4 protein-coding genes are annotated in these 5,958 nt (G+C 61.4%); 2 read left to right on the forward strand and 2 right to left on the reverse strand.

Features of this window, described 5'->3' with window-relative positions:
• The first annotated feature begins 198 nt into the window (after positions 1–198).
• A complete protein-coding gene (gene mutS / locus V5A26_RS11085; RefSeq protein WP_332321983.1) occupies positions 199–2,817 on the forward strand; it encodes a DNA mismatch repair protein MutS in 2,619 nt (872 codons plus the stop codon).
• Positions 2,810–4,804: a DNA mismatch repair endonuclease MutL gene (gene mutL, locus V5A26_RS11090; protein WP_332321982.1), complete on the forward strand. Its 1,995-nt coding sequence runs from the start codon at positions 2,810–2,812 to the stop codon at positions 4,802–4,804. The genes mutS and mutL overlap by 8 nt, the downstream gene beginning before the upstream one ends.
• Before the next feature lie 24 nt (positions 4,805–4,828).
• Here the strand turns inward: mutL and V5A26_RS11095 are convergent, their stop codons facing one another.
• Together V5A26_RS11095 and V5A26_RS11100 are read right to left on the reverse strand one after the other, a co-directional pair.
• Positions 4,829–5,638 (reverse strand): HesA/MoeB/ThiF family protein, encoded by an 810-nt coding sequence (locus V5A26_RS11095; RefSeq protein WP_332321981.1) that lies wholly within the window; start codon positions 5,636–5,638, stop codon positions 4,829–4,831.
• Between the two features lie 115 nt (positions 5,639–5,753).
• A complete protein-coding gene (locus V5A26_RS11100) occupies positions 5,754–5,948 on the reverse strand; it encodes a cold-shock protein (RefSeq protein ID WP_070364240.1) in 195 nt (64 codons plus the stop codon).
• Between the last annotated feature and the right edge of the window lie 10 nt (positions 5,949–5,958).

The following is a 5,958-nucleotide window of genomic DNA, read 5'->3' on the forward strand; positions in this document are numbered from 1 at the left end:
GATGTGGGGCGGGTGGTCGAGGGCGAGCAGGTTACGGTCGACGGAGACACCGTGGCGGTGCCCGAAACCGACCCCTTTTGGCCGACCTACGAGCGGGCCCGGTCGGAGTCACTGAATCGAAGCCAGAGGGATTAAACGCCCCCGCTCCCTGCCCTGCTGTATGCGATTGCGGCCCCGACAGGACTGGCGGGGAACATCATGACCAGCATCGTCGAGGAGTATCTGGAGCTTTCAGCCGAGGCTGACGCGGACCTTCTTGCGATGCAGGTGGGCGACTTCTACGAGTTTTTCGACGAGAACGCCGAGCGGGTGGCCCAGGAACTGGACCTGACTGTCTCTCAGAAGTCCAGTCACGGCTCGAACTACCCGATGGCGGGGGTCCCGGTTTCGGAGCTAACACCATATCTGAAAACCCTGGTCGAGCGCGGGTACCGGGTCGCCGTGGCTGACCAGCACGAAACTGACGCCGGTCACGCCCGGTCGATCACACGGATCGTGACGCCGGGAACTCTTCTGGAGACTGTCGACGCAGCGGCCCAGTACCTCTCGACCGTCGTCGAAGGTGCCGATGCGTTTGGGCTCGCCTTTGTCGACGTGACGACTGGTCGGTTCCACGTGACCCAGGTTACCACCCTCGAGGACGCCTTGACAGAGGTGTATCGCTTCGATCCGGCCGAACTCCTCCCCGGCCCGACGCTGCGGGACACGGAGCGTTTCGATGCGTTCCGTGATCGAACCGACGCGACCGTAACCGACCACGAGACGGCGGCCTTCGGGCCAGGCCGGGCGACTCACACTTTGCGAGACCAGTTCGGTGAGGGAGCGCTCAGAAGCCTGGGCATCGAACCGGAGAGCCCGGCCGTCCAGGCGGCTGGGGCAGCCCTTTCCTACGTCGAATCGACCGGTTTGGGTGTCACCCGATCGTTCACGAGACTTCAGCCCTACCGGGCCGACGACCACGTCGAACTCGATGCGACGACACAGCGGAACCTGGAATTGACCGAGACGATGCAGGGCGATAACGCCGGTTCACTGTTCGACATGATCGACCATACCGTGACCGCTGGCGGAGGTCGACTCCTCAGAGAGTGGCTGCAACGCCCCAGACAGGCCCATTCAGAACTCGAACGCCGACACGACGCCGTCGACGTGCTCACCCAGCACGCGCTCATCCGCGATTCGATCCAGGGAACCCTTGATGGGGCGCTGGATCTGGAGCGACTGGCGGGACGGGTCGCCCACGGCACAGCAGACGCCCGGGACCTCAATGCAGTTGGAGAGACGCTTTCGGTGCTTCCGTCACTGGCCGAGACAGTTGCCGGTGACCCGGAAGTGGGCGCCTCCCCGGTCGCACGAACGATTGAAGGCCCTGACCTCGAGGCAGTCCGGGATTTGATCGACGAACTGGCGTCGGCAATCGCCGATGACCCGCCAAAGACACTCCGCGACGGTGGATTGTTCAAACGCGGGTACGACGACCGGCTGGACGAACTTATCGAGGAGTACGAGGAGGCCACGGCGTGGATCGACTCGCTGGCTGACCGGGAGAAGCGACGGCTCGGAATCACTCATCTCCAAACTGGGCGCAACCAGACTGACGGGTACTATATTCAGGTCGGTCGGTCGGAGACAGACGATGTCCCGGAGGAATACCGCGAGATCAAGGCGCTGAAAAACTCGAAGCGATATACGACTGAGGCCGTCGAAGAGCGAGAACGGGCCATTTTGCGTCTCGAGGAGCAGCGCTCGGAACTCGAATACGAACTGTTCGAGGAACTCCGAGAACGGGTCGGCGAGCGGACTGACCTCCTCCGTGCGGTTGGCGGGGCGCTTTCGGAGGTCGATGTCTTTGCCGGTCTGGCGACTCACGCGGTGGGGAACGACTGGACGCGACCCGAACTCGCGGACGGCGGAATCGACATCGAGGCCGGTCGCCACCCCGTCGTCGAACAGACCACCGAATTCGTTCCAAACGATGCGGCGTTGTTCGAGGACCGCCGCTTGCAACTTGTGACCGGACCGAACATGTCCGGAAAGTCGACCTACCTCCGACAGACGGCACTGATCGTCCTTCTCGCGCAGATGGGGAGTTTCGTGCCGGCCGATGGGGCCCGGATCGGGCTAGTCGACGGGATCTATACACGCGTCGGGGCCCTTGACGAACTCGCCCAGGGTCGTTCGACGTTTATGGTCGAGATGCAGGAACTGTCGAACATCCTTCATTCTGCGACCAGTGACTCGCTCGTCATTTTGGACGAGGTCGGCCGGGGAACCGCGACCTACGACGGTATTTCGATCGCCTGGGCCACAACAGAATATCTGCACAATCAGGTTCGGGCGAAGACGCTTTTTGCCACGCACTACCACGAACTGACGGCTCTTGCCGACCACCTGGACAGCGTGGTCAACGTCCACGTCGCAGCCGATGAGCGGGATGGAAACGTGACCTTCCTCCGGACAGTAAGAGACGGCGCCGCAGATCGGAGTTACGGGATTCACGTCGCGGATCTGGCTGGGGTGCCAGACCCGGTCGTCGGTCGAGCCGAGACCGTGCTGGAAAAACTCCGAGCCGAGAAGGCGATCGAGGCCCGCGGTGGCGGTGGCGAACCGATTCAGACTGTGTTCGATGTGGGGCAGGGGGAGTTCGTCGCCGAAAATGAGTCCGACACCGAAACCGAGGATTCGGATTTGATCGACTCGGCGACCCGTGAGGTGCTTCGGGAACTGGAAACGCTTTCAGTCTCGGAAATGACTCCCGTAGAGGTGTTGACGAAAGTCACGACCTGGCAGGAGTCCCTGGAGGACACAGATGACTGATATCACCAGGCTGGACGACGCGACGATCTCGAAGATCGCCGCGGGTGAGGTGATCGAACGACCCGCGTCGGTCGTGAAGGAACTCGTCGAGAACAGCCTCGATGCGGGTGCGAGCCGGATCGAGGTCACCGTACACGGTGGGGGAACCGACCTGATTCGCGTGGCCGACGACGGCCAGGGGATGTCCGAGGAGGGGGTCCGGCGGGCCGTCGAACAACACACGACGAGCAAGATCGGGTCGATCGACGATCTCGAGGCAGGCGTGGGAACGTTAGGGTTCCGGGGGGAGGCGTTGCATACGATCGGTGCGGTCTCCCGACTGACTATCGAAACCCGGCCACAGGACGGCGCCGACGTCGGCACCGAAGTCCGGGTTGAGGGCGGAGAAGTGACAGATTTGGCCCCTGTCGGCCGCGCCCCCGGGACGACGGTGACGGTGGCTGACCTGTTTTTCAATACACCGGCTCGCCGGAAATATCTCAAACGCGAGTCCACCGAATTCGGTCATGTGAACCGGGTCGTCTCCCGCTATTCACTCGCGAATCCGGACGTTGCCATCTCACTCACTCACGCCGATCACGACGTGTTCAGGACACCTGGGAGCGGTGACCTTCAGGAGGCGGTGCTCTCGGTTTACGGCCGGGATGTTGCAGAGAGCATGATCGAAGTTGATGTGTCCCCAGATGGTCCGGTGTCGGGTGTTTCGGGGGTTGTAAGCGACCCGGAAACGACACGAAGCGGGGCCGAATACGTCTCCACGTACGTCAACGGTCGCTATGTGAGGGCGGATTCGCTCCGATCGGCCATCCTCGACGCCTACGGAAAGCAACTGGCTGCTGATCGCTATCCCTTTGCGGTCCTCTTCCTGTCTGTCCCGGCCGAGACCGTCGACGTGAACGTCCATCCGCGAAAAATGGCCGTTCGGTTCGACGACGAAACCGTAGTCATCGACGCCGTTACGGATGCGGTTCGGTCGGCACTCCTCGACCACGGGCTACTGCGGTCTGGGGCTCCTCGAGGTCGATCTGCACCCGAGGAAACTTCGGTTCGACCAACGGTTGACGAGCGTGATCCGGACGAGCAGGTGTCCGCCACGAGCGAAGGAGTCCCCGACTCGGACCGGGTGGTCGCAACTGAACAAGAGGAGGAGACGGCAAATGAGGCGGCCCAGGGACCCGAAGCTGTTGGCGACCAAGCGGGGGTTGATGCCGACGAAATTGGTAGCAGTGAGTCTAAACAGGCCGAACCAGAATCGGGATCGGGAGACAGGCGATCACCCGATAGCACGGCTCAGTCGGATATTTCCGGCCGCCCGAGCATCGATATCGATCCGCTCCAGACGGACCTGTCCTTGGATGCTGAAGCTGACGCAACCGGTGAGCTGGAACCGGAAACGCTGCCGCCGCTTCGGATTCTCGGACAGATCCAGGACACCTACGTTGTCGCAGAATCGCCGGACGGCCTCGTGCTTATCGACCAGCACGCAGCCGACGAGCGGGTCAACTACGAGCGGTTGCAGGATGAACTTGGGGACGGCACGGGCACCCAACGCCTTGTCGAACCCGTCGACCTCTCCGTCACCCCACAGGAAGCGAGTCAGTTCGAGGCGATTGACACTTTGGACGAATGGGGATTCGAGGCGTCGATCGAGGACGGACAACTCGTCGTGACTGGGGTACCAGCCGTCTTTGATGCGACACTGTCCCCCGAGTTGCTCCGAGACATCCTTGGTTCAGCGCTGGGGACAGCAGGTGAGAAGACAGTTGCCCCCGTGGCTGATGCGCTTTTGGCTGATATGGCTTGTTACCCCTCAATTACCGGAAACACCTCTCTCAAAGAAGGGACTGTGGTTGATCTGCTTCGGGCGCTTGACGCGTGTGAGAACCCCTATACCTGTCCCCATGGCCGACCGACGATCATCGAACTCGGGGTCGAGGAACTTGAGGACCGATTCGAACGGGATTATCCGGGGCACAGTCACCGCTGAGGAGAGTTTCGTGGGTGCCAACTCTCACTCGATCGAAAACGGATGCTCGTACTCGATGTCCGCGAGTGACTCGATTTCGGAGTCGCCACAGACCGGACAGTCGGGGTCTCGACGGACCGGCACTTCATCAGTGGTCATGTCCTCGCCGTCGTAAACCAACAGTCGCCCGTCAAGTGAGTCACCGAAGCCGACGATAGTTTTGATCGCTTCCGTGGCCTCCATCGTCCCGATAGTTCCCGGGAGTGGGCTCAAAACGCCGTTGACCTCACAATCAGGTGTCGCTTCTTCGGGTGGGGCTTCAGCGAACAGGCATCGATAGCACGGGCCATCGTCCTGGGTACCGAACGTCGATACCTGGCCTTCGAGTCGGTAGACAGCCCCGTGAACGAAGGGAACGTCTGTGAGTGTACACGCGTCGTTGATGAGATACCGGGCCTGGAAGTTGTCCGTACAGTCCACGACCAGATCCCGGTCCTCGACGAGCGATTCGGCGTTTTCAGGGCCGAACTCGACCTCGTGGGTGACTACCTCGACCTCGCTGTTGAGTGATTTGACGAATTCGCGGGCACTCTCGACTTTCGGGCGGCCGATGTCCTGTTCGGAGTGAATGACCTGCCGCTGCAGGTTCGAGTTTTCGAGAACGTCCGGGTCGACGATATGGAGCGTCCCGACCCCAGCAGCCCCAAGATACGAAATGACGGGCGAACCGAGTCCACCCGCTCCGACCACGAGCACGTCGGCCGCGTTGATTCGTTCTTGTCCGGCCCCGCCGACCACGTCGATGGAGAGATGCCGGGCGTATCGGTACTCGCGGCCCCCGTCGTTATCACTCATCGGGATGAGATTCGAATCCGGGCCTCAAAACCGCATCGTCACAGAGTGACGACTGCGGAATCGAGTGCCCGAAAGAATCGGGTAGTCAGAAACGATACCTGAGAGAACGGAGTTTTTAAACTCGCTCGAGGTTGACCGCGCGCGGACCCTTCGGGGCCTGATCGATGTCGAACTCGACATCCTGGCCCTCTTCGAGGTCCTCTCCGCCGACATCTTCCATGTGGAAGAAAACGTCCTCGTCTGCGTCGTCGCTCTCGATGAAACCGTAACCCTTCCGCGTGTGGAAGAAGTCGACCGTACCTGTTGCCATTGCAATAAAG

It is taken from the genome of Halodesulfurarchaeum sp. (assembly GCF_036626455.1).
In the GTDB taxonomy this organism is placed as follows: Archaea; Halobacteriota; Halobacteria; order Halobacteriales; family Halobacteriaceae; genus Halodesulfurarchaeum.